Source organism: Pseudomonas sp. 210_17 TE3656 (genome assembly GCF_054821965.1).
The window spans coordinates 1,937,501-1,960,861 of record NZ_JBTRBC010000001.1 but is presented as its reverse complement, the minus strand read 5'-3'; the positions used below and the strand labels follow the sequence as shown (position 1 = coordinate 1,960,861).

Here is a 23,361-nt window from a genome sequence, read left to right as displayed (position 1 = left end):
TGCAACGCAAGCGCGGCGTATCAGTCCAGTGGCCGCCAGCTGCCGTGCATATGTACCAGCTCGCCATGGCCATCCAGGCGTAGCTGACCCTGGGCGGCGGTGGGGCTGGCGTTGAGGATCACTTCGCTGGGCAGGCGCACCGGCTTGAGGAAGTCCACTGCAATCTCGTAACCACTGACCGGCAGGTGTCCACGCAACGCGGCAAGGGTCATGGCTTTGCTCCACATGCCATGAGCAATGGCGCAGGGGAAGCCGAACAGCCTGGCACTGGTAGTGCTCAGGTGGATCGGGTTGTAGTCGCCGCAGACCTTGGCGTAACGGCGACCGATATCGCTGTCGGCATACCAGCGGGTCAGTTCATCCAGTGGCTCTTTGACCGGCTCTGCTGTGGCCACAGGCTCCCCGCTCAGTTTTACGCCGCGGCAGAGCATGCGGCTGGTTTCCGACCAGAGCAGCCCCAAGCCATCCTCAGCTTCGGTAATCATGTCGCAGGTGGCACCCTTCTCGTGTGGCTGCAGGTTCTCCACATGCACAGAGAAGCGCAGGCGGCTGATACCACCCAGCGGACGTATCACGCGGATGCTGTTGTGCAGATGGACCATGCCCAGCAAGGGGAAGGGGAACGCCTTGGCCGTCAGCACCTGCAACTGCAAGGCGAAGGCCATGACATGTGGGAAGGTCGGCGGCAAGCGTCCATCGTCGCTGAAATGGCAGAGCTTGCGATAGGCCTCGAGCTGCTGCGGCCGAACCTCCAGGTAACAGCGCAATCCGCTGTCGGGCAAAGTGTCGCCAGTGACTTTGCGCTTGCGCGCGGCGCGCAGGTAAAGGCTGGAAAGTGCCGCGGTGCTGCTCAGGTCCTGCCAGTGTCGAGTCATGTTCAGGCCCCCATCACTGCCTGGCCGCAAACGCGCAGCACCTGGCCATTGATCGCGCCGGAGCCAGGTTGCACCAGCCAGGCGATAGCTTCGGCGACGTCCTGGGGCAGGCCGCCCTGACCCAGGGAACTCATGCGCCGTCCAGCTTCGCGTAGGGCGAAGGGAATGGCGGCGGTCATGCGGGTTTCGATAAAACCGGGGGCCACCGCGTTGATACTGCTACCGCGCGCAGCCAGTTTCGGCGCCCAGGCCTGGGCCAGGCCGATCAGCCCGGCCTTGCTGGCGGCGTAGTTGGATTGGCCGCGGTTGCCGGCGATACCGCTGATCGAGGCCAGCAGCACGATGCGCGCATGGTCATGCAGGGCGCCGCTGTCGAACAGTGCCTGGGTCAGCAACTGCGGCGCCTTGAGATTGACTGCCAGCACCGAGTCCCAGTATTCGGGGGTCATGTTGGCGAGGGTCTTGTCGCGGGTGATGCCGGCGTTGTGCACGACAATGTCGATGCCGTCCGGGAGCCCTTCGAGCAGTTGCGCGGCGGCGTCGGCGGCGCAGATGTCCAGCGCCAGGCTGCGCCCGCCGAGACGTGCGGCCAGGGCCTCAAGGTCAGTTTTGGCCTGGGGTACATCAAGCAGCACGACTTCGGCGCCGTCGCGGGCCAGGGTTTCGGCTATGGCCGCGCCGATGCCGCGCGCCGCCCCGGTGACCAGCGCCTTGCGCCCGGCCAACGGCCGGGTCCAGTCCTGCACCTGCGTGGCGCAGGACTGCAGGCGCAGGACCTGACCGGAAACGAAGGCGCTCTTGGGCGAGAGAAAAAAGCGCAAGGCGCCTTCGAGCTGGTCTTCAGCATCGTCACTGACGTACAGCAACTGCAGGGTGCCCCCGGCGCGCAGCTCCTTGGCCAGTGAACGACTGAAGCCTTCCAGGGCGCGTTGGGCGACTTGCGCCAGCGGGTCATCAAGCTGCTCCGGGGCCCGCCCGAGAATCACCACATGGGCGCAGGGCGCCAGGCTGCGCAGCAGCGGCTGGAAGAACTCGCGCAGTTGCTTGAGCTGGTCAATGTCGTCCAGCTCGCTGGCGTCGAACACCACGGCCTTGAGTTTGGGGCCAAGGCCCGCGACCCATTCGGTGGCGTTCAGGTCGGGGCTGGCGAAGCTGTAGATCTCATCGGTCAGGCGTTGGGCAAACGCCTCGACTTTGTTTGCCAGGGGGCCGCCGCCGAGCAGCAACGCGCCTTCGACCGGGCGCAGACGGCCGGCCTGCCAGCGTTCCAGGCGAGCAGGGCTGGGCAAACCGACGGCACCGACCAGGCGGCGGCCGAGATCGGAATTGGCGAAGTCGATATAGCGGTCGCTCATGTGCGGCTCTCCCTGAAATAAGCTTCAAAGTGTGGACCATCTTTGGCCGTTGGTCGTTCGAACGCTGAAAAAACACCTACGCTGTTGGGGAGCAAACAGTCTTAACCCTGTGAGAGCGGGCTTGCCCCGCGATTGCAAGCCGCTAGTCACATCGCATCGCGGGGCAAGCCCGCTCCCACCGTTATGAAGAGGACGTTTCGCATGCGCTCATTGCGCCGGGTCGCAATCATTGGCGGCAACCGGATTCCCTTCGCCCGTTCCAACGGCGCCTACGCCACAGCCAGCAACCAGGCGATGCTCACAGCGGCCCTCGAAGGGCTGATCGAGCGCTTCGGGCTGCATGGCCTGCAACTGGGCGAGGTCGCCGCCGGGGCGGTGCTCAAGCATTCACGGGACATGAACCTGACCCGCGAGTGCGTGCTCGGTTCGCGGCTGTCGGCGCAAACCCCGGCTTACGATCTGCAGCAGGCCTGTGGCACCGGGCTGGAAACCGCCTTGCTGGTGGCCAACAAGATCGCTTTGGGGCAGATCGACAGCGGAATTGCTGGTGGCGTCGACACCACCTCCGATGCGCCCATCGCGGTCAATGAAGGTTTGCGCCGGATTCTGCTTCAGGCCAATCGCGGCAAGACCCTGGCAGATAAACTCAAGGCGTTTCTGCAGTTGCGTCCAGGGCACCTGAAACCGGAACTGCCACGCAATGGCGAGCCGCGCACGGGGCTGTCCATGGGGCAGCATTGCGAGCTGATGGCGCAGACCTGGCAGATTCCCCGAGCGGATCAGGACCAGCTGGCGCTGCTCAGTCATCAACACATGGCGGCGGCCTATGCCGAGGGCTGGCATGACGATCTGCTCACGCCTTTCCTCGGCCTGACCCGCGACAACAACCTGCGCGCCGACCTGACCCTGGAGAAGCTCGCCAGCCTCAAGCCGGTGTTCGAGCGTAGCGACAAGGGCACCCTCACCGCTGGCAACTCCACGCCGCTGACCGATGGTGCGTCTGTGGTGTTGCTGGGCAGTGAAGAGTGGGCCCATGAACACCAGCTTGAGGTGCTGGCCTATCTGGTCGACGGCGAAACCGCTGCGGTGGACTTCGTCAAAGGCCAGGAAGGGCTGCTGATGGCACCGGCCTACGCGGTGCCACGTTTGCTGGCGCGCAACGGTCTGAGTCTGCAGGATTTCGATTACTACGAGATTCACGAAGCCTTTGCCGCCCAGGTGCTGTGCACCCTCAAGGCCTGGGAAGATCCCGACTACTGTCAGCGCCGCCTGGGGTTGAGCGAAGCGCTGGGGGCGATCGATCGCAGCAAGCTCAACGTCAAGGGCAGTTCATTGGCGGCCGGGCACCCGTTTGCCGCTACCGGTGGGCGCATCCTGGCCAACATGGCCAAACTGCTGGCCACCGCCGGCAAGGGCCGTGGCCTGATTTCGATCTGCGCCGCCGGCGGTCAGGGCGTGACGGCGATCATCGAGCGCTGAGCAATGTGCCCGCAGTGATGGGGGCCGGACGATTGGCATAGTGTTCGGCCATGATCGAGCAGACGATCAGCTGCAGCGGATGATAGATCATGATCGGCAGCAGGATCAGGCCCAGGCCCGGATGCGCGCCGAAGATCAGTGCGGCCATCGGTGCGCCGGCAGCCAGGGATTTCTTGCTGGCACAGAACACCGCTGCCACTTCATCGGCCGGGCTCAAACGCAGGGCCCGGGCAGTGCGAGTGGTCAACCAGAGAATCAGCGCCAGTAACAGGGCGCTGCCCAGAAACGCGGTAAGCAATACTGCACTGCCTTGCTGCTGCCACATGCCCGAAACCATCGAGTTGCAGAAGGCGGCATAGACCAGCAGCAGGATCACCAGTTTGTCGAGGATGTTGGTGTAACGCTTGTACTTGGCGAAGAAGCGCCCCAGCCAGGGACGCAACAACTGGCCGAGCACCAGCGGCAGCAACAACAGGGCGCAGAGGTCGAGCAGGGTGGCGCCGAGGTCGATGCCGTTGCTGCCGGTGCCGACCACCAGGCTGACCAGCCAGGGCGTGATGAAGATCCCGAGGACACTGGACAGGCTGGCATTGAGGATCGCTGCCGGCACATTGCCGCCAGCGCTGCCGGTCAGGGCCACCGAAGACGAGATGGTCGAGGGCAGGGCGCACAGATAGAAGAAGCCCAGCATCAGCAGCGCCGGTACATGACTGCCAAACAGCTTGTCCGCCAGCCACCAGAGCAGAGGGAAGACCACGAAGGTAAAACCCTGCACCATCAGATGCAGGCGGCCATTCTTCAGGCCGCGGCCAATCTGCTCGCTGGACAGGTTGATACCGTGCAGGAAGAACACCAGGAACACCCCGCCATTGATCAGGTATTCGGCATGCATTGCTCCGCCGCTGCGGCCAACATCGGGGAACAGCCAGGCCAGGAAGGTGGCGAGGAACATGCCGCAGAGGAACCAGTCGGTTACCACGCGTTTAAGGTGTTTGAGCGCTTGCATCGGCGGACCTTCGAATCATTTTGTAATCATTGAGCGCAAAGGCTACGCTCGGCGCATGATTGCCGTCTTGCGACATAAGGCCAAGTGATGCCGATAAACGGACAACAACCTTCACCGCGTCCGATTCCTGTGCTCGAGCGCCTGCCGCGGGCGCTGTACGCGCGGGCGGAAAGCCTCGGGGCCGGCTCCTGGACGCCACGTCATCAGCATGACTGGGTGCAGTTCTCCTACGCGATCAGTGGCGTGCTGGGGGTGTACACCGCCGAGGGCAGCTACTTCGCGCCGCCGCAGTGGGGTGTCTGGATTCCACCTGGGGTTGAACACGAGGTGGTGACCTCGATGCAGGCCGAGATGCGCAGCCTGTATGTGCGCCGTGAGGAAGCTTGCTGGGCGCCGGGGCAGTGCCGGGTGCTGGAAGTCACGCCACTGGCGCGTGAGCTGATCAAGCAGTTCTGTCTGCTGCCGGTCGACTACGCCGAAGGCGACAGCGCTGAAGCGCGACTGGTGGCGGTGTTGCTGGACCAGTTGCAGGCCTTGCCGGAGGTGGGCTTTTCCCTGCCGTTGCCGCAGCATCCACGTTTGCTTGAACTGTGCAACGAATTGCTTGCCCACCCGGACCAGGGACAACCCCTGGGGCAGTGGGCGCAGCGCTTGAATACCTCGGAAAAGACCCTGATGCGCCTGTTCCAGCGCGAAACCGGCTTGAGCTTTCGTGGCTGGCGCCAGCGCATGCGCCTGCTATCGTCGCTGACAGCGCTGGAGGCCGGGCAGAGCGTCACCGAAGCCGCGCTGGGCTGCGGTTATGACTCCACCTCGGCTTATATTGCGGCGTTCAAAAGCCTGTTCGGTTTCACCCCGGGGGGCATGCGACTGTAGTGCGGTAAAGAAATCTGGTGATTTTTGTGAACGATTGGGCACCAACATTTACAAAAACTATGGCAAGTCTGACCGATTGCCGTTACAACGCAGTGCGGTCTTGCTACAGCGACAATCCGGTGCAGCACCGGTGACCTACAAAAAATCCCGTGTCTGGCAGAACAGGACCCCCGACAAAAGCCGATGAAGACTCCAAAACGCATTGAACCACTGGTTGAAGATGGACTGGTCGACGAAGTACTGCGACCGTTGATGAGTGGCAAGGAGGCCGCCGTGTACGTGGTGCGCTGCGGAAAGGAATTGCGCTGTGCCAAGGTCTACAAGGAAGCCAACAAACGCAGCTTCCGCCAGGCCGCCGAATACCAGGAAGGGCGCAAGGTACGCAACAGCCGCCAGGCCCGGGCCATGGCCAAAGGTTCCAAATACGGGCGCAAAGAGGCCGAGGACGCCTGGCAGAATGCCGAAGTGGCGGCCCTGTTCCGCCTGGCCAATGCCGGCGTGCGCGTACCACGGCCTTACGACTTTCTCGATGGCGTGCTGCTGATGGAGCTGGTGGCCGACGAGTACGGCGATGCCGCCCCACGACTCAACGATGTGTACCTGGAGCCTGAGCAAGCCCGCGAGTACCACGCGTTCGTGATCCGCCAGATTGTGCTGATGCTCTGCACCGGTCTTGTGCACGGTGACCTGTCGGAGTTCAACGTGCTGCTCGGGCCGGATGGCCCGGTGATCATCGACCTGCCGCAGGCGGTGGATGCGGCAGGCAACAACCACGCCTTCAGCATGCTGGAGCGCGATGTCGGCAACATGGCAGCCTATTTCGGGCGTTTTGCTCCGGAGCTCAGGGACACCCGTTACGCCCAGGAGATGTGGGCCCTGTACCAGGCTGGCGAATTGTTGCCGGAAAGCGAGCTTACCGGTCAGTTCGCCCAGGACGAGCACAGCGCCGATATCGACGGGGTTATGCGCGAAATCGATGCGGCGCGCTTTGACGAAGCCCGTCGGCGCGCCATCAGAGAGGACGCCGAACGGGGTTCGAGCAAGGAAGAAGAGCCTACCCCACCCTGGTTGCAGTAAGCCGTCAGTGACAGCAGCTGCCCCCGGCTGCCAGGTCCTTGAGGATCGGGCAGTCGGGACGATCGTCGCCCTGGCAGTGGGCAACCAGTTCGCTCAGGGTATCGCGCAGGCTCACCAGCTCTTCGATGCGCCGGTTGAGGTCATCGATATGCTGGCTGGCCAGGGCCTTGACGTCGGCACTGGCGCGCTGGCGGTCCTGCCACAGGGTCAGCAGACGGGCGACCTCTTCCAGTGAGAAGCCCAGGTCGCGCGAGCGCTTGATGAAGGCCAGGCGATGCAAGTCTTCCTGTTGGTACAAGCGATAACCGCTGTCGCTGCGCAGGGCTGGCTTGAGCAGACCAATCGACTCGTAATAGCGAATCATCTTGGCGCTCAACCCGGAGCGACGAGCGGCTTGGCCTATGTTCATTGGGCGTTGTCCTGTGGTGGGGTTTCGGGCTTCCAGGTTTTCAGCCAGAGCGCGTTGCTGACCACACTGACACTCGACAGCGCCATCGCCGCACCTGCCAGTACCGGGTTAAGCATGCCGAAAGCGGCCAGCGGAATCCCGATCAGGTTGTAGATGAAGGCCCAGAACAGGTTCTGGCGAATCTTCGCATAGGTCTTGCGGCTGATCTCCAGAGCGGCCGGCACCAGGCGCGGATCACCGCGCATCAGGGTGATGCCGGCGGCCTGCATGGCCACGTCAGTGCCACCACCCATGGCGATACCGATATCGGCTGCGGCCAGGGCCGGAGCGTCGTTGATGCCGTCACCGACCATCGCCACCACACCCGACTGCTTGAGCTGCGCGACGTGGGCGGCCTTGTCGCCTGGCAGCACTTCGGCGTGCACGTCATTGATGCCCAGGGCCTGGGCGACGACCATGGCGCTGCCACGGTTGTCACCGGTCAGCAGGTGGCTGCTGATGCCTTGCCCGGCCAGTTGCTGCACGGCCTGTCCGGCACCGGGCTTGAGACTGTCGCCAAAAGCGAACAGGCCCAGCACACGCGGCTGCGGGCTGCGTTCGATCAACCACGACAGGGTCCGACCTTCGGCTTCCCAGTCTTTGGCACTGGCTTGCAGGTCGCCCGCTTGCAGGCCGCTCTCGTCGAGCATACGACGGTTGCCCAGGGCCAGTTCGCGGCCGTCCAGGCTGCCGGCGATCCCGCGTCCGGTCAGTGACTGGCTGTTGCTGATGTCGGCGACGACCAGACCTTGTTCTACACAGGCATCGAGTACGGCCTTGGCCAGCGGGTGCTCGCTGCCGCGCTGCAGGGCGCCGGCCAGTTGCAGGAGTTGAGCCGGTTCACCGACCGCCGCCTTGCTGTGGACGATGCGCGGGCTGCCGGAGGTCAGGGTGCCGGTCTTGTCGAACACTACCCGGTTGACCGCATGGGCACGCTCCAGGGCTTCGGCGTCCTTGATCAGAATGCCGTGGCGAGCGGCGACCCCGGTACCGGCCATGATCGCCGTTGGCGTGGCCAGACCAAGTGCGCAGGGACAGGCGATGACCAGCACGGCGACGGCGTTGATCAAGGCGGTTTCAATCGGTGCGCCGGCCAGCCACCAGCCGACCAGGGTAATCAGCGCCAGCACCAAGACTGCCGGGACGAACACCTGGCTGACCCGGTCCACCAGTTTCTGGATCGGTGCCTTGGCCGCTTGTGCGTCTTCGACCAGGCGGATGATGCGCGCCAGGACCGTTTCGGTACCCAGGGCCAGGGTGCGTACGATCAAGCGGCCTTCGCCGTTGATCGCACCACCGGTGACCTTGTCACCCGACTGTTTCGGTACCGGCAGGCTTTCGCCGCTGATCAGTGCCTCGTCAGCATGGCTTTGTCCTTCGATGACTTCGCCATCCACCGGAAAGCGTTCGCCTGGTTTGACCACGACCAGGTCGTGCAGGCGCAGTTCGCTGATCGCCACATCACGTTCCTGGCCATCGACCAGCAGCAAGGCGCGCTCCGGACGCAGGGCTTCGAGGGCGCGGATGGCGCTGGCGGTCTGGCGTTTTGCGCGGCTTTCCAGGTATTTGCCGAGCAGCACCAGGGCAATCACCACGGCAGAGGCTTCGAAGTACAGGTGTGGCATCACCCCGGGGCTGGCCTGGGCCCATTCATAGATACTCAGGCCGTAACCGGCGCTGGTACCGATGGCGACCAGCAGGTCCATGTTGCCGGCACCGGCGCGCACGGCTTTCCAGGCGGCGACATAGAAACGTGCGCCGAGAATGAACTGCACCGGGGTGGCCAGGACGAACTGCGCCCAGGCCGGCAACATCCAGTGCACACCGAATGGCTGCAACACCATCGGCAGTACCAGGGGCAGCGCCAGCAATACCGCCAGGGCCACCGACCAGCGCTCCTTGCGCAGGCGGCGTTCGGCATCGGCCTGATTGACCTGGGTGCTTTGCGGCAGGCTGGCCGAGTAGCCGGCTTGGATGACGGCGTCGATCAAGCGGCTGCTGTCGAGTTGGCCGAGCATCTGGATGTGCGCACGTTCGTTGGCCAGGTTGACACTGACCTGTTGTACGCCGGGCACTTTGGCCAGCGCCCGTTCGACCCTGCCTGCGCAGGAGGCGCAGGTCATGCCGCTGATTTGCAGCTCCAGGGTCTGGTTGGGCACATGGTAGCCGGCTTGTTCGACCGCCTCGACCAGGGCCGGCAGGCTATCGGCCGGTGCTTGAATGCGTGCCTGTTCGGTGGCGAGGTTGACGCTGACCTGTTCGGCGCCGCTGACTTTACGCAGGGCGCGCTCGACCCGGCCAGCACAGCTGGCGCAGGTCATGCCGACAATCGGCAGATCGAAAGTGGTAGATGCAGACATGGGCACTCCTCCTTGGACAGGCCACCAGCATCAACCTTGCCATGCGGGTAAGGTCAATAGCCCAGTCCGGATCTGATCAATGTGAGGCCATTCTGATCGGCTGCAACCCGGTATTTATTGATCTGCCCGGCCAACAGCTTCAAGTGGTTGCTGCGCTGATTCTCGATCCCTGGCTGGCACCCTGGCGCCTGGCCAGGCAGGTAGCGCAGGCGCACATCGAGGTCGCCCGGCGGCAAGTTGAATGAGGTCGACTGCTCCTGGAACACGCGCCCGGCCAGTTGATCGTTGATGTACACACCGATCTCGCACGAGGTCGCCACTTCCAGGCGTTCGCGGGAGATGATCAGAATGCTGTAGTCACTTGGCCCCGCGGCGCTGGCCTGGGGAAGCCCAGCGAAAATACCCAGCAGGCCGAAAAGGCCGAAAGCTGCCCTGCGCATGAAATGAAACTCCTGCATCGTCAATCGTCAGGCTCGCAGCTTGGCCGACCCGGACGATGATTTCCAGCCCGGCAGCGTGAAGCGGATCTTGACCTTGCCCCGGTGGCAAGCTTGAAACTGAGTCAAAACCCACAGGAGGCAGTCCCCATGCAAGTGTTCAACGTTCAAGGAATGACTTGCGGCCATTGCGTCAAGGCCGTGACCCGTGCAGTGCAGGCTCAGGATGAAGAAGCCGTGGTTGAAGTCGACCTCGCGCAGAAACAAGTGAAGGTGCAAAGTTCGCTGCAGGCGCCACAGATTCTTCAACTGATCCGTGAAGAAGGCTATCAGGCCGAAGCGCTCTGACCCCTGCGGGCCCGCGCGGTGGATAAAAGATTCACTGCGCGGGCCCAACTCTTCGCAGCGAAACCCCGGCAGGACGGTTAAACTAGCAGACTTGCTTAGCCTGCTATGGATTCCCGATGAACCTGCGAACCATCCTGATTCTGGGCGCCCTGAGTGCGTTCGGGCCCCTGGCGATCGATTTTTACCTGCCAGGCTTTCCAGCGATGGCGCTGGCTTTCGGTACTGACGAAAAACATATCCAGACCACTCTGGCCGCCTACTTCCTGGGCTTGTCCATTGGTCAGCTGGCCTATGGGCCGGTGGCCGATCGTTTCGGTCGCAGGGTTCCCCTGCTGGTTGGCGTCTGCCTGTTTACCCTGGCGTCACTCGCTTGCGCCTTTGCGCCCAACCTCGATGCGTTGATCGCGGCACGCTTCGTCCAGGCGCTGGGCGGATGCGCCGGTATGGTGCTGTCACGGGCGATCGTCAGTGACAAATGCGATGCGATAGCCTCGGCCAAGGTGTTTTCCCAGTTGGTTCTGGTGATGGGCCTGGCGCCGATCCTGGCACCGATGCTCGGGGGTGTGCTGGTCAATGTGTATGGCTGGCAATCGATCTTTGTCGCCCTGACCCTGTTCAGTGCCCTGTGCACCCTGGCTGTCGCTTTGGGCTTGCCGGAAAGTATGCCGGCCAGCCAGCCACGCCAGCCGCTTTCCGGTGCCTTGCGCCAGTACGGGCGCCTGCTCAAGGATCGGGCCTTCATCGGCCATGCCTTGACCGGTGGCATCGCTATTGCCGGGATGTTTTCCTATATCGCCGGTTCACCGTTCGTCTTCATCAAGCTCTACGGGGTGCCCGCCGAGCACTATGGCTGGCTGTTCGGCAGCAACGCGGCGGGTTTCATTCTGGTGGCGCAGATCAATGCGCGGCTGCTGGCCAAGCGCGGGCCGGCCTTTTTGCTGAGGCGGGCAGTCTGGGTGTACCTGGCGTCGGGCTTGACCTTGCTGGCGATCAGCGCCTTGCAACCGGCCAAACTCTGGCCGTTGCTGATTCCGCTGTTCATCTGCATTGCCAGCCTCGGTTGCATCATCCCCAATGCCTCGGCGTGCGCCATGAACGGACAAGGCGCACGGGCCGGGAGCGCTTCGGCGCTACTGGGTTGTATTCAGTTCAGTGTCGCGGCGGGCGCAGCGGCATTGGTCGGCGTGTTGCACGATGGCAGCGCAGTGCCGATGGCGCTGGTCATCAGCCTGTGTGGGCTGGGGGCGGTTGCGATGTCGATGGCCACCCGTCGGGTACAGCTCAGCCGACCCGTTTGAGCGGGTGCGGTGCCTGCAAGCGGGCCTGCAACGTGTTGACGAAGGCGCGGGCCTCGGCCTCGCTGCGAAAGTTCACGACCTGCTGGTCCAGCCGAACCTGCCATGGGCAGCCGGGCTTCTGGGCTGATGCACTGACTTGAATAATCATCGTGGCATACCTGCGGTTTAGCGTTGGCTGAAGAATTGTAGCGCTGCCGTACTGCAGGGATATGACCTGAGTCAGTTGTCGGACTGACGGTCGTGCCCACTCCGAAATCGGAGTGGGCACCTTGTTTCAGAAACCTTCGAGAACGATCTTGCCCTTGGCCGCACCGCTTTCCAGCAGGGCGTGGGCACGCCGCAGATTGGCGGCGTTGATGGTGCCGTAATGCTCGCCCAGGGTGGTCTTGAGGGTACCGGCATCGATCAGGTCGGCAACCCGGTTGAGCAGCTTGTGCTGTTCGATCATGTCGGCGGTTTCGAACAGCGAACGGGTGTACATGAACTCCCAGTGCAGCGACAGGCTCTTGCGCTTGAGCAGGCCGACGTCCAGTTGCTTGGGGTCATCGATCAGCGCCAGTTTACCCTGCGGGGCCAAGGCCTCGACCAGTTGTGCCAGGTGCTGGTCAGTCTGGGTCAGGCTGGCGACATGGGTGACGTAATCGATACCCTGCGCCTTGAGTGCTTCGGCGAGTGGCTGGCTATGATCGACCACCTGGTCGGCGCCCAGTTGACGGACCCATTCCTGGGTCTGTGGACGCGAGGCGGTACCGATCACGGTGAGCCCGGTCAACTGGCTGGCCAATTGGGTCAGGATCGAGCCGACGCCTCCGGCGGCGCCGACGATCAACAGTCGTTGGCCCGAATCCTCTTGCCCTTCAGCAATCTGCAGGCGCTCGAACAGCAGTTCCCAGGCGGTGATCGCCGTCAGCGGCAGGGCGGCGGCCTCAGCGAAACTCAGGGTCCTGGGCATATGGCCAACGATGCGCTCGTCGACCACATGCAGCTCACTGTTGGCTCCGGCCCGGGCGATGGAGCCTGCGTAATAAACCTTGTCGCCTGGCTGAAACAGGCTGACCTCGCTGCCCACCGCCTTGACCACACCGGCCACATCCCAACCCAGCACCTTGGCGACGCCAGCTTCAGGCTGCACGTTCTGGCGGACTTTGGTATCCACCGGGTTGACGGAAATGGCCCGCACTTCTACCAGCAGGTCCCGTGGCCCTGGCTCAGGGACTGGCAGTTCGATGTCCTGCAGGGAGGCCGGGTCGGTAATGGCCAGGGAATGGTAGTAGGCGATGGCTTTCATGCGAGGGGTCCTCAAGGGTAAATCGTTGGACGCCATCATTGGCGCTTTCACTTCCTGTTAAAAGCCGCTAGAACGACAGATACTTTCAATATTTTTTTGATAATGCCGAGGCCTTTCCGTGCGAATCGATGACCTGCAGCTGTTCGTTCGCACCGCCGAACTGGGCAGCCTGTCGGCGGCGGCACGCCTGCTCGACCTTTCTCCGGCGGTGGCCAGTGCCGCACTCAAACGCCTGGAGCAGCAATTGGGTACGCGCTTGCTGGCCCGCTCTACCCGCAACCTGCGCCTGACCGCCGAAGGCGAGGGCTTTCTGTTGCACGCGCGCAATGCCCTGGCCAGCCTGGATGAAGGGCGGCGTCAGTTGGCACGGGGGCAGGATGACGTCAGTGGCGTGTTGCAGCTGTCTGCGCCGTCGGACTTCGGGCGCAATGTCTTGCTGCCCTGGCTGGATGAACTGCAGCGCGAGCATCCGAAGCTGTCGGTGCGCCTGTTGCTGGGCGACCGCAATGCCGACCTGTTTCGCCAGGCGGCAGACATTGCCCTGCGCTACGGCACACCGGAGGATTCAAGCCTGGTGGCACTGCCGCTGTGCGCTGATAACCGCCGTGTGTTGTGCGCCTCGCCTGCGTACCTGGCCCGGCATGGCGAGCCGAAGGACGTCGCCCACCTGGTTCAGCACAATTGCCTGCTTTATCAGCTGGGCAGCCGTGTCCACGATCATTGGCGATTTGGTCGGGGAGCAACTGAAGCCGGGATATCCGTCAGCGGCGACCGCTTCTGCGACGATGCTGATGTGGTCCGCCGCTGGGCGCTGGCCGGCTTGGGAATCGCCTACAAATCCTGGCTGGATGTGGCGTTCGACGTGCAGGCAGGGCGCTTGAAGGTACTGTTGGGGCACCTGGAGGGCGAAGCCGCACCGCTGAACCTGATGTGCACGCATCGGGCGCAATTGGGTAAGCCGGTGCAGTTGCTGCGCAATCTGCTCAGGGAGCGCTGCCAGGCTCTGCTCGAACAACTGCAGCATGTGAGCCTTTAGCGCGCTTTTGGTACTACAGAATCGGCCGATTTATTTGTAGTTTCTGAGTGCATAAACTGTAGGCTTAGTTTCTGATTTTTTTATCGCCAGCTATTTAAAAGTTGAAACGAACAGGTATGGCATGCGGCTCTACGACAAACCTGTAGAAAGTCATCCTGCCTATTCCCTGAGAACGTCATGGCTATGGTTCGGCAGAGCAGGGTAGTTTTACCCGGTTGCCTGCAGACAGGCGCGGAGTTTGTTGCGCCACGGCGGCTTATAATCGATCCAGCAGTCGTTTCCAGCGAGAGAAACTTCCATGTCAGCGGCCGGCAAGTTATCGCTCCCCCTCTATCTTTGCCTGGTTTACAGCACTGGCTGACTGCTGGTGAGTCAACCCTACAACTTCCAGCCGTTCTGACATCGGGAACCTCGCAGTAAATGTTGCTGCCATGGTTATTCGAACGATTTCAGATGTGATCTCGCAGGGAGTTGAGATATGAAACCTGTTACAAGTATCAGCCAGATTGCCAGCCTGCTTGCCGACCCTAAACGCAGCGCGATGCTCTGGGCGTTGATCGACGGAATGGCGCGGCCCTCTGATGAACTGGCGGACATAACCGGCCTGACGCTTTCTTCGGCCTGTGCGCATTTGGCAAGGCTCTCGGCCAGCGGCTTGCTCAAGCTTGAGCCGCGCGGCAGAAAGCGGTATTTCAGGCTTGCCGGGCCTGAAGTCGGCGCTGCTGTGGAAGCACTGGCCAGTGTTCAGGTCACTACCCGGGAAATGCTCGCGGCCCGGGAGGATGTCGGCATTCCCCTGTCCATGCGTCGGGCGCGGTTGTGCGGTGATCATCTGGGCGGTGAGCTGGCGGCGGACCTTTACCAGCGCCTGTTCGACGCCGGTTGGCTGGAGGGCCTGGAGCAACAGATCGAAGTGACCCCGGAAGGACGCACGCAGTTTGCCCGCCATGGCATCTACATTGAGGCGCTGGCCCGCTATCAGCACAGAAGATTCAGCAGCTGCCGCTGCTGCAGCGAGTGGAGCGACCATCGCCCGCACCTGGGCGGAGCATTGGGCAGTAGCCTGCTGAAGCTGTTCATGCAATCCGGCTGGATCCGCGAGAGTGAGACTTCACGCAGGTTGCAGATCAGTGCGGCGGGACTGCATCAGATCAACCGGATTGCCCAGCCGCTAACGTTGAAATCAGTCGGCTAGCGCTGAGGCAAACCCGCTCCTTCTGTAGGAGCGGGCTTGCCCCGCGATACGGCCATTAATCCCTACGGCTTCACCAACCGCGCATCCAGGCTGTTCTGCGCCAGACGCCGGGCCTGATCCTGAGTCATGCCCAAGTGGGTATGCAGGGCATGGAAGTTTTCGGTGACATAACCACCAAAATACGCTGGATCATCCGAGTTCACCGTGACCTTCACGCCGCGCTCGAGCATGTCGAGGATGTTGTGCTGGCTCATATGGTCGAACACGCACAATTTGGTGTTGGACAGCGGGCAGACGGTCAGCGGGATCTGCTCGTCGATGATCCGCTGCATCAGGCGTTCGTCTTCAATGGCGCGCACGCCATGGTCGATGCGCTGGATCTTGAGCAGGTCGATGGCTTCCCAGATGTACTCGGGCGGACCTTCTTCACCGGCGTGGGCAACGGTCAGGAAGCCTTCGCTGCGGGCGCGGTCGAAGACGCGCTGGAACTTGCTCGGCGGGTGGCCCATTTCCGAGCTGTCCAGACCGACGGCGATAAAGGCATCGCGAAACGGCAGGGCCTGGTCGAGGGTCTTGTGCGCTTCGTCTTCGCTCAGATGGCGCAGGAAGCTCAGGATCAGGCCGCTGCCGATGCCCAGCTGCTGCTGGCCATCCTTGAGTGCAGCGCTGATGCCATTGAGCACCACTTCGAAGGGAATGCCGCGATCGGTGTGGGTTTGCGGGTCGAAGAACGGCTCGGTATGGATCACGTTCTGCGCCTTGCAGCGCAACAGGTACGCCCAGGTCAGGTCGTAGAAGTCCTGCTCGGTGCGCAGCACGTCGGCGCCCTGGTAGTAGAGGTCGAGAAACTCCTGCAGGTTGTTGAACGCATAGGCCGAGCGCAAGGCTTCGACGTCGTTCCAGGGCAGGGCGATCTTGTTGCGTTCGGCCAGGGCGAACAGCAACTCGGGCTCCAGCGATCCTTCCAGGTGCAGGTGCAATTCTGCCTTGGGCAGCGCGTTAAGCCAGTCGTACATAAAGTCGGTTTCTCATCAGGTGCGGTTGTCAGCATTCTACAGGGTTGTTCGCTGCTGGCCGAGAAAGCTGACCGGGTGGCCTTTGCCGGAAACCTTCTACAGTGACTACAGTCACTTTGCCCACTACCACCTGCTCAAGGCCGTCGATGCTTAGCCTCCTGAACCAGGAAAAACCGTTGATACTGGCTGTGCTGCTGGCGGCCCTGGCCTGGCCGCTGCAGGGACAGCTGTTGGGGCATGGCCACACGGTCGCGTTACTGGCGGGGTTGGTGCTGGTGGTGGCGATCATCTGTGCATCGATGCGCGTGGCCCAACATGCCGAACGGCTGGCGGAGAGTGTCGGCGACCCTTACGGCACGATGATCCTGACCTTGTCCGCAGTGATGGTCGAGGTGCTGGTGCTGGCGATCATGATGAGCAATGAGGCCTCGCCGACGCTGGTACGTGACACCATCTACTCGGCGGTGATGCTCGATATCAACGGGATCCTTGGCCTGGCAGCGCTGATGGGCGGGCTCAAGCACGGCGAGCAGCCCTACAATGATGATTCGGCACGCACTTACAGTGTGATGATCATGACCGCCATGGGCGTTTCCATGGTGGTACCCGAGTTCATTGCGCGAGAGCACTGGAAGCTGTATTCGGCGTTTACCATTGCCGCGATGCTGCTGCTCTACGCATTGTTCCTGCGTATGCAGGTCGGGCCCCACAGCTACTTCTTCAGCTACAGCTACCCACAGAAAAAGCGCCGCGATCCATCTCCGACCCCGGTAAGCAAGGTACGTTCGATCAGCATCCTGATCGTCGGGGTGATGATTATCGGCGTACTGGCGGAGGCGATGTCACATCCTCTGGATTACGGCCTGCAGGGTAGTGGTGCGCCGCCGGTACTGATGGCCATTGTGGTGGCGACGATTTCTGCGGCGCCGGAGATCCTCACCGCACTGCGTGCGGCGCTGGCCAACCGCATGCAATCGGTGGTCAATATCGCCCTGGGGGCATCGCTGTCCACGGTGATATTGACCGTGCCACTGATGGAGGCGATGGCGCTCTACACCGGCCAGCCCTTTCAGATGGCCATGACGCCAGTGCAGACGGTGATGATCGCCATCACCCTGATCGTCAGCGCGATCAATCTCAACGATGGCGAAACCAACGCGATCGAGGGCATGACCCACTTCGTGTTGTTCGCCACCTTCATCATGTTGGCGTTTCTTGGTCTCTGACGCCTTAGCCGGCAATCAGCTGTGCGGCAGCCTGGCGGTGATCGGCGATCAGACCCTGGACGTCCAGGCCTTCGATCTGGCCATCAATCACCCGCCACTGGCCGGCGATCATGACCCGGTCGGCACGGTCGGCACCGCACAGTAACAGCGCCGAAAGCGGATCGTGGCTGCCGGAGAAGCGCAACTCGTCGAGTTTGAACAGGGCCAGGTCAGCCTGTTTGCCGACCGCCAGCTCACCGATGTCGGTACGCCCGAGCAACTGCGCCGACCCGCGGGTAGCCCAGCCCAGGGCAAGCTCCGGAGTGATCGCTTCGGCGCCGTAGCGCAGGCGCTGCAGGTACAGGGCCTGGCGCGCTTCGAGGATCATGTTGGAGGCATCGTTGGAGGCTGACCCATCGACACCCAGGCCAACCGGCGCGCCGGCGTTGGTCAGGTCAACGGTTGGGCAAATGCCCGAGGCCAGGCGCATGTTCGAACTCGGGCAATGGCAGATGCCGGTACCGGCAGCGCCCAGGCGGGCAATTTCGTCCGGGTTGAAGTGAATCCCGTGGGCCAGCCAGGTACGTGGGCCAAGCCAGCCGACACTGTCCAGGTAATCCACGGTGCGCAGCCCGAAGCGTTGCAGGCAGAAGTCTTCTTCATCGAGGGTTTCGGCCAGGTGGGTGTGCAGGCGCACATCCAGCTCTTCGGCAAGGCTGGCACTGGCACGCATGATTTCTGGAGTGACCGAGAACGGCGAGCAGGGCGCCAGAGCAATCTGGATTTGCGCGCCCTCGCCACGTTCGTGGTAGCTGTGGATAAGCCGCTGGCTGTCGGCCAGGATCACTTCACCCTGTTGCACCGTCTGCTGTGGCGGCAGACCGCCGTCGGCTTCGCCCAGGCTCATCGAGCCGCGGGTGAGCATGGCGCGCATACCCAGCTTGCGCACGGCCTCGACCTGTACGTCGATGGCGTTTTCCAGGCCATCCGGGAACAGGTAATGGTGATCGGCCGCCGTGGTGCAGCCGGACAGCAGCAATTCAGCCAGGGCTACGCGGGTGGCCAGCTCCAGCTTGGCCGGGGTCAGGCGGGCCCAGACCGGGTAGAGGGTCTTGAGCCAGGGAAACAGCGGTTGGTTGACCACCGGCGCCCAGGCGCGGGTCAGGGTCTGGTAGAAGTGGTGGTGGGTGTTGATAAGTCCTGGCAGGACCACGTGCTCGCGGGCGTCGAAGACTTGTCCACAGGGGCTGGACGGGGTTTCGCCAAGGGCCAGGACTTCAGTGATACGGCCGTCTTCAAGGACCAGGCCGCCACGGGCATCAAGACTGTTGGCGGTGAAGATGGCAAGCGGGTTTTTCAACCAGATACGGGTCGCAGGCATGGTGCCGGCTCCTCTGAAAGTGGGTTCAGGTTAGCCAGCTCAGTGTTGCCCTGTCTGCTGATCCAGGTCCGCCACGGTGGGCGAGGCGTCGAGTCTACACCCACCGTGAACGGTTTCACCAGATCAGGCTGTCGCCCTTGTAGTTGATGAAGTACAGGCCGCCTTTGCCGGCGTTGGCCTTGACCTGTTCGAGCATGCCCTGGGTGCTGGTGAGCACGTCGATTTCGGCATTCTCGCCACCCATGTCGGTCTTGACCCAGCCCGGGTGCATGGCCAGCACAGTCTGCGGCGGCTGTGTCAGGGTGACAAAACTGTTGATCATCGAGTTCAGCGCCGCCTTGCTGGCTTTGTACAGGCACATCTCGCTGCCGTCGGGAATGGCGATGCTGCCGAGGATCGAACTCATGAACGCCAGTACACCATCGTCGCGCAATTGCGGGGCAAAGCGCTGGGCGACGCGGATCGGCGATACCGCATTGGTCATGAACAGGTCGCCGACATCGGTCAACTGTGCGCGTTCGGCGTTCTGGTCGCCTGGGCCCATGACCCCGGCGTTGACGAACAGCAGGTCGAAGACCTGACCGTGCAGGCGTTGTTGCAGGGCGTCGAGCTGAGTGCCGCTGTTCATCTCTAGGGTTTCCACCTGGACTCTCGGTAGCTCTGTCAGCTGGGTGGCCTTGGCCGGGTCACGCACTGTGGCTGTGACATCCCAGCCGTCTTCCACCAGGCGCTGCACCAGACCCAGCCCAAGGCCGCGCGAGGCGCCGATGATCAGGGCGGTTTTGTTCGAGGGCATGAGGAACTCCTTTCAATGGGTACGTCGTTGATCAAAGAATAACCAGTCTAGTCAAAGCGTGGCCGAGCAAGCTATTGGTGAAGGGTTACACGGCTTATCCACAGATTGCTCCACAGTATCTGTGCGCAAGCACGGGATGTGGATATAAGCGCTTGTCGGCTTCCTTCCGGGGGTAATAAATGGGGATAACTGACTGATTTTTCGGCAGTTGAAACGCTGTCATCAAATCTTGATCAAAATATGATCGTTTGTCTGAAAGCCACGTGATTCAAGGCGCGCAGGCGAATGCCCAGAGGTTATCCACAGCCGGGCCCACAGTGAATGTGGGCAATTGTTCAGCGTTGCTCCAGCAGAATCCGGCCGCGGCTCAGGTCGGCCAGCTGGCGTTGCAGCGGCTCGATCTGTTCTTCACCCAAAGCCAGCAACAAATCAACGCCATTGGCGGTGAAGTGTTCTTCCAGCACCAGGCCGTCGGCTTCTGCCACACGTAATTTAAGCAGGGCCAGCTCACTGAAACTGCAACTGCAGCTGACTTCGCTGCGGCTGACGAGCAGGCGCTTTTCTGCCTGCTGCAGACACTTGTTGGCGCCGCCGCCATAAGCGCGGGCCAGACCGCCGGTACCCAGCTGAATACCGCCGTACCAGCGGATCACCAGGACCACGACCTGATCGCAGTCCTGGGCTTCGATCGCCGCCAGGATCGGGCGTCCGGCCGTGCCGCCGGGTTCGCCGTCGTCGCTGCTGCGGTATTGCGCACCCAGTTTCCAGGCCCAGCAGTTATGGGTGGCGGCCAGGTCACTGTGCTGTTCAATGAAGCTCATGGCCTCGGCAGCGCTGTTGATCGGCGCTGCCAGGGTAATGAAGCGGCTCTTGCGAATCTCTTCGCGAAATTCGCAGGTGTCGAGCAGGGTAAAAGGCATAAACGCAGGTTCAGTCGGGAAGTTTCAGGCCACAGCCTTTGAGAATGATGTGGATAAGATTGTTGCTGGCGTCTTCCATGTCTTGCTTGGTCAGGCGGCTACGGCCGGTGACCTGGCAGATCTGGGTGGCAAAGTCCGCATAATGCTGGGTGCTGCCCCAGAGCAGGAAAATCAGGTGCACGGGATCGACCGGGTCCATCTTGCCAGCGTCGATCCAGGCCTGGAACACCGCGGCACGGCCCTTGAACCACTCGCGGTAATCCTGGCTGAAATAGTCGCTCAGGCACTGGCCGCCACTGATGATTTCCATGGCGAAGATCCGCGAAGCTTGGGGATTGCGCCGGGAGAACTCCATCTTGGTGCGGATGTAAGTGCTCAGCGCCGTTGCCGGATCGTCCTCGACGTTCAGGGCATTGAAGGTGCTGTCCCATAACTCGATGATGTTGCTCAGCACCGCCACATACAGGCTCAGTTTGTTGGTGAAGTAGTAGTGCAGGTTCGCCTTGGGCAGCCCGGCCTTGAGGGCGATGGTGTTCATGCTGGTGCCCTTGAAGCCATGACGGGCGAACTCGTCTTCGGCAGCTTGGATGATGGCTTGCTCGTTCTTCTGACGAATGCGGCCGGCGGGCTTGCCCGGGGCGGTGACACGATGCGCAGGGACTTCGAAGGGCATGGACGATTCCAGACAAGGCAATGGGTATCACTTCTGATCGGCTAACCTACCACAGCATCGGTCCTCAGCGAGTAGCCGCCAGGCTTTCCAGAAAGCTTTCCAGGACCAGATGCGGGCGTCGGCCTTTGCGCGTCACCCAGCACAGGCTCAGGTCATAGAAGCGCTGGTTCGGCTTGAGTGCGCGCAGCCGCCCTTGTTGTACCCAGAAGCTGGCGTAGTGATCCGGCAGGTAGCCGATATAGCGCCCGGTGAGGATCAGAAAGGCCATGCCTTCGCGGTCCGAGGCGCTGGCGGTGCAGTTGAGTGCCTGATAGTGCGCCTGGACATCGGCCGGCAAGCGGAACGTCGGGGCGATGGCGTCCTGGCTATTGAGGCGTTCGTCGTCCAGCTGACGGTCGTCGGCATAAAACAGCGGATGGCCCACGGCGCAATAGAGCAGCGAACGTTCACTGTAGAGCGGCTGATATTCCAGTCCCGACAGCGGACTGGTTTGCGGAACCACACCGACGTGCAGGCTGCCGTCGAGTACCCCTTGCTCAACCTGGCTGGGGGCGATCATGCGGATCTGGATGCGCACATCCGGGCCACGGTCCTTGAGCTGGGCCAGGGCGTGGGTGATGCGCATGTGCGGCAGGGTCACCAGGTTGTCGGTCAGGCCGATGTTCAGCTCTCCGCGCAGGTGCTGGTGCAGGCCGTTGACCTCGGTGCGGAAACTCTCCAGGGCACTGAGCAGTTGCAGGGCCGATTGATACACCTCGCGGCCTTCCTCGGTCAGCGAGAAGCCAGCGCGCCCGCGCTGGCACAGGCGTAATCCCAGGCGCTGCTCCAGATCGCTCATCTGCTGACTGATGGCCGAGCGGCCAATGCCGAGGACGTTCTCTGCCGCAGAAAAGCCGCCACACTCGACTACGCTGCGGTAGATCTTCAGTAGACGGATATCAAAGTCGCTGACTTGCGCGAGGGGATCGGGGCGCCGGCTCATAGTTTAGTAGTCGTCTATCTGAAGATTAGAAAAGTTGGGTTTTCCAGACTTTATCCCCGTGACAACTTAGTGGCAACAACACTTATCGCTGCCCAATTGCCTTGCGAGGACTTGCCCGATGAATCTGCCTGAAAACGCTCCTGTCGGTTTGGCCAGCCAGCTCAAGCTGGACGCCCACTGGATGCCCTACACCGCCAACCGCAATTTTCAGCGCGATCCACGGCTGATCGTTGCTGCCGAAGGCAGCTACCTGACCGACGACAAAGGGCGCAAGATCTATGACTCGCTGTCGGGCCTGTGGACCTGCGGTGCCGGTCACACCCGCAAGCAGATCCAGGAAGCCGTGTCGCGTCAGTTGGGTGTGCTCGATTACTCGCCAGCCTTCCAGTTCGGTCACCCGCTGTCGTTCCAGCTGGCCGAGAAGATCACCGAGCTGACCCCGGGCAACCTCAATCACGTCTTCTATACCAACTCCGGTTCCGAGTGCGCTGACACTGCGGTGAAGATGGTGCGCGCCTACTGGCGTCTGAAAGGCCAGGCCACCAAGACCAAACTGATCGGCCGTGCCCGTGGTTACCACGGGGTGAACATCGCCGGTACCAGCCTGGGCGGCGTCAACGGTAACCGTAAACTGTTCGGCCAGTTGCTCGATGTCGACCACATTCCGCACACCCTGCTGGCCAGCAACGCCTTTACCAAGGGCATGCCGGAAGAGGGCGGTATCGCCCTGGCCGATGAAATGCTCAAGCTGATCGAGCTGCATGATGCTTCCAACATTGCCGCCCTGATCGTCGAGCCATTGGCGGGTTCCGCCGGTGTCCTGCCGCCACCTAAGGGCTACCTGAAACGCCTGCGGGAAATCTGCGACCAGCACAACATCCTGCTGATCTTCGACGAAGTCATCACTGGCTTTGGCCGTATGGGCGCGATGACCGGTGCCGAAGCCTTTGGCGTTACCCCGGACCTGATGTGCATCGCCAAGCAAGTCACCAACGGTGCCATCCCGATGGGCGCGGTGATTGCCAGCAGCGAGATCTATCAGACCTTCATGAACCAGCCGACCCCGGAATACGCCGTGGAATTCCCGCACGGCTATACCTACTCGGCGCACCCGGTTGCTTGCGCTGCCGGTATCGCCGCCCTGGATCTGCTGGAGAAGGAAAACCTGGTACAGGCTGCCGCCGAACTGGCGCCGCATTTCGAGAAAGTGCTGCACGGCGTCAAGGGTGCGAAGAACATCATCGACATCCGTAACTACGGCCTGGCCGGTGCCATCCAGATTGCCGCCCGTGACGGTGATGCCATCGTGC

23 protein-coding genes (1 of these 23 running past the window's edge) are annotated in these 23,361 nt (G+C 62.2%); 9 read left to right on the top strand and 14 right to left on the bottom strand.

The window, feature by feature from the left end:
• Positions 1-20: 20 nt before the first annotated feature.
• Complete coding sequence (locus tag ACVI9W_RS09325; protein WP_461529835.1) at positions 21-875, bottom strand: MaoC family dehydratase; 855 nt, start codon at positions 873-875, stop codon at positions 21-23.
• A 2-nt stretch (positions 876-877) separates the two neighbouring features.
• Positions 878-2,230, bottom strand: coding sequence for a 3-oxoacyl-ACP reductase (locus ACVI9W_RS09320; RefSeq protein WP_461529834.1), 1,353 nt, complete (start codon positions 2,228-2,230; stop codon positions 878-880).
• Positions 2,231-2,431: 201 nt separating this feature from the next.
• Between ACVI9W_RS09320 and ACVI9W_RS09315 the strand changes: the two genes are divergently transcribed.
• The gene (locus ACVI9W_RS09315) at positions 2,432-3,709 is read left to right on the top strand and encodes an acetyl-CoA C-acetyltransferase (RefSeq protein WP_461529833.1); all 1,278 of its coding nucleotides are present in this window, start codon (positions 2,432-2,434) and stop codon (positions 3,707-3,709) included.
• On the opposite strand, the gene ACVI9W_RS09310 is transcribed toward ACVI9W_RS09315, so the two are convergent.
• A complete protein-coding gene (locus tag ACVI9W_RS09310; protein WP_461529832.1) occupies positions 3,696-4,715 on the bottom strand; it encodes a bile acid:sodium symporter family protein in 1,020 nt (339 codons plus the stop codon). The two genes, ACVI9W_RS09315 and ACVI9W_RS09310, sit on opposite strands and share 14 nt — an antisense overlap.
• 87 nt (positions 4,716-4,802) lie before the next feature.
• Between ACVI9W_RS09310 and ACVI9W_RS09305 the strand changes: the two genes are divergently transcribed.
• Both ACVI9W_RS09305 and ACVI9W_RS09300 read left to right on the top strand, forming a co-directional pair.
• Positions 4,803-5,591 carry an AraC family transcriptional regulator gene (locus ACVI9W_RS09305; RefSeq protein WP_461529831.1) on the top strand — a complete coding sequence of 263 codons (789 nt, stop codon included), beginning with the start codon at positions 4,803-4,805 and terminating at the stop codon, positions 5,589-5,591.
• Positions 5,592-5,774: 183 nt separating this feature from the next.
• Positions 5,775-6,668 (top strand): PA4780 family RIO1-like protein kinase, encoded by an 894-nt coding sequence (locus ACVI9W_RS09300; protein ID WP_038615008.1) that lies wholly within the window; start codon positions 5,775-5,777, stop codon positions 6,666-6,668.
• Positions 6,669-6,672: 4 nt separating this feature from the next.
• Here the strand turns inward: ACVI9W_RS09300 and cueR are convergent, their stop codons facing one another.
• Genes cueR through ACVI9W_RS09285 form a run of 3 tightly spaced genes read right to left on the bottom strand, consistent with a single transcriptional unit; the run spans position 6,673 to position 9,916 of the window.
• Positions 6,673-7,077 carry a Cu(I)-responsive transcriptional regulator gene (cueR, locus tag ACVI9W_RS09295; RefSeq protein WP_038615006.1) on the bottom strand — a complete coding sequence of 135 codons (405 nt, stop codon included), beginning with the start codon at positions 7,075-7,077 and terminating at the stop codon, positions 6,673-6,675.
• On the bottom strand, positions 7,074-9,476 hold the full coding sequence (locus ACVI9W_RS09290) for a heavy metal translocating P-type ATPase (protein ID WP_461529830.1): 2,403 nt from the start codon (positions 9,474-9,476) through the stop codon (positions 7,074-7,076). The genes cueR and ACVI9W_RS09290 overlap by 4 nt, the downstream gene beginning before the upstream one ends.
• 53 nt (positions 9,477-9,529) lie before the next feature.
• A complete protein-coding gene (locus ACVI9W_RS09285) occupies positions 9,530-9,916 on the bottom strand; it encodes a hypothetical protein (protein ID WP_461529829.1) in 387 nt (128 codons plus the stop codon).
• Positions 9,917-10,063: 147 nt separating this feature from the next.
• Between ACVI9W_RS09285 and ACVI9W_RS09280 the strand changes: the two genes are divergently transcribed.
• Both ACVI9W_RS09280 and ACVI9W_RS09275 read left to right on the top strand, forming a co-directional pair.
• Complete coding sequence (locus ACVI9W_RS09280; RefSeq protein WP_038615001.1) at positions 10,064-10,261, top strand: heavy-metal-associated domain-containing protein; 198 nt, start codon at positions 10,064-10,066, stop codon at positions 10,259-10,261.
• Between the two features lie 116 nt (positions 10,262-10,377).
• Entirely contained in the window at positions 10,378-11,559 is a 1,182-nt protein-coding gene (locus ACVI9W_RS09275; RefSeq protein ID WP_422419343.1) for a multidrug effflux MFS transporter, read from the top strand.
• Here ACVI9W_RS09275 and ACVI9W_RS09270 read toward each other — a convergent pair.
• Together ACVI9W_RS09270 and ACVI9W_RS09265 are read right to left on the bottom strand one after the other, a co-directional pair.
• Entirely contained in the window at positions 11,543-11,707 is a 165-nt protein-coding gene (locus ACVI9W_RS09270) for a hypothetical protein (protein WP_167335130.1), read from the bottom strand. The two genes, ACVI9W_RS09275 and ACVI9W_RS09270, sit on opposite strands and share 17 nt — an antisense overlap.
• 126 nt (positions 11,708-11,833) lie before the next feature.
• A complete protein-coding gene (locus tag ACVI9W_RS09265) occupies positions 11,834-12,847 on the bottom strand; it encodes a zinc-binding alcohol dehydrogenase family protein (RefSeq protein WP_461529828.1) in 1,014 nt (337 codons plus the stop codon).
• 118 nt (positions 12,848-12,965) lie between these two features.
• Between ACVI9W_RS09265 and ACVI9W_RS09260 the strand changes: the two genes are divergently transcribed.
• Positions 12,966-13,883 (top strand): LysR family transcriptional regulator, encoded by a 918-nt coding sequence (locus ACVI9W_RS09260; protein WP_461529827.1) that lies wholly within the window; start codon positions 12,966-12,968, stop codon positions 13,881-13,883.
• A gap of 478 nt (positions 13,884-14,361) precedes the next feature.
• A complete protein-coding gene (locus tag ACVI9W_RS09255; protein WP_461529826.1) occupies positions 14,362-15,078 on the top strand; it encodes an ArsR/SmtB family transcription factor in 717 nt (238 codons plus the stop codon).
• Between the two features lie 62 nt (positions 15,079-15,140).
• Here ACVI9W_RS09255 and ACVI9W_RS09250 read toward each other — a convergent pair whose 3' ends face one another.
• Positions 15,141-16,094: an adenosine deaminase gene (locus ACVI9W_RS09250; protein WP_038614988.1), complete on the bottom strand. Its 954-nt coding sequence runs from the start codon at positions 16,092-16,094 to the stop codon at positions 15,141-15,143.
• Positions 16,095-16,240: 146 nt separating this feature from the next.
• On the opposite strand from ACVI9W_RS09250, the gene ACVI9W_RS09245 reads away from it, so the two are divergent.
• Positions 16,241-17,320: a calcium:cation antiporter gene (locus ACVI9W_RS09245; protein ID WP_461529825.1), complete on the top strand. Its 1,080-nt coding sequence runs from the start codon at positions 16,241-16,243 to the stop codon at positions 17,318-17,320.
• 4 nt (positions 17,321-17,324) lie between these two features.
• Here ACVI9W_RS09245 and ACVI9W_RS09240 read toward each other — a convergent pair whose 3' ends face one another.
• The 5 genes from ACVI9W_RS09240 to ACVI9W_RS09220 all read right to left on the bottom strand — a co-directional run bounded on the left by ACVI9W_RS09240 (position 17,325) and on the right by ACVI9W_RS09220 (position 22,051).
• Complete coding sequence (locus ACVI9W_RS09240) at positions 17,325-18,680, bottom strand: 8-oxoguanine deaminase (RefSeq protein ID WP_461529824.1); 1,356 nt, start codon at positions 18,678-18,680, stop codon at positions 17,325-17,327.
• Between the two features lie 115 nt (positions 18,681-18,795).
• Positions 18,796-19,476, bottom strand: a complete 681-nt coding sequence (locus ACVI9W_RS09235) for an SDR family oxidoreductase (protein WP_461529823.1) — start codon at positions 19,474-19,476, stop codon at positions 18,796-18,798.
• A 335-nt stretch (positions 19,477-19,811) separates the two neighbouring features.
• Positions 19,812-20,396, bottom strand: a complete 585-nt coding sequence (locus tag ACVI9W_RS09230; protein WP_461529822.1) for an IMPACT family protein — start codon at positions 20,394-20,396, stop codon at positions 19,812-19,814.
• Positions 20,397-20,406: 10 nt separating this feature from the next.
• Positions 20,407-21,069 carry a TetR/AcrR family transcriptional regulator gene (locus tag ACVI9W_RS09225; RefSeq protein ID WP_038614977.1) on the bottom strand — a complete coding sequence of 221 codons (663 nt, stop codon included), beginning with the start codon at positions 21,067-21,069 and terminating at the stop codon, positions 20,407-20,409.
• A gap of 64 nt (positions 21,070-21,133) precedes the next feature.
• Positions 21,134-22,051 (bottom strand): LysR family transcriptional regulator, encoded by a 918-nt coding sequence (locus ACVI9W_RS09220; protein ID WP_038614975.1) that lies wholly within the window; start codon positions 22,049-22,051, stop codon positions 21,134-21,136.
• A gap of 118 nt (positions 22,052-22,169) precedes the next feature.
• Between ACVI9W_RS09220 and aptA the strand changes: the two genes are divergently transcribed.
• A protein-coding gene (gene aptA, locus ACVI9W_RS09215) for an omega-aminotransferase AptA (protein WP_038614973.1) crosses the window boundary here: on the top strand, positions 22,170-23,361 show its 5' portion. 155 nt of this gene lie beyond the right edge of the window; 1,192 of the gene's 1,347 nt are visible here — the first part of the coding sequence; it begins with the start codon at positions 22,170-22,172; the stop codon falls past the right edge of the window.